The organism is Acinetobacter endophylla (assembly GCF_053543775.1).
The window spans coordinates 1-438 of the sequence record NZ_JBLVOM010000151.1 but is presented as its reverse complement, the minus strand read 5'-3'; the positions used below and the strand labels follow the sequence as shown (position 1 = coordinate 438).

The 438-nt window shown below is 30.8% G+C and carries 1 protein-coding gene; it reads left to right on the top strand.

Annotated features, from left to right (window positions below; genetic code table 11):
• On the top strand, positions 1-438 hold a 438-nt coding region (locus ACNPNW_RS06100), incomplete at both ends, for an ABC transporter transmembrane domain-containing protein (RefSeq protein WP_448766723.1).

Below are 438 nucleotides of genomic sequence, written 5' to 3'. Positions count from 1 at the left end.
GCAAGGAGAAATTTACGAAGACATCGCTGGACTCACTGAAATGAAAAATTTTAATTTGGAAAACCATAAAGAAAATGAAATAAAGCGCTACTTTAACTTGATAGCTAAAAAACTTATGAAACGTAATGTTTTTGTTGTGATTGGTAGCGAGTCAGTGTCTTTATTTATTCTCGTCTCCAGATCAATATTTATAATCTTAATTAGTTACTTTATTATTAATGGTGAATTGACAGTTGGATCCTACTTTTCACTTTTGTCGTATCTCTCTGTTTTATTTATTCCGGTTCAAATGTATTCATCTATTAATCTTTCCATTCAACCTGCGCTTGCGGTATTATCAAGGATGGATTTTTTCATGGAAAATGAAATTGAAGCTGGAAGTTGTGGTACATTAATAATTGACGAAATTCATACGATTCAATTAAAGCAAGTATCATT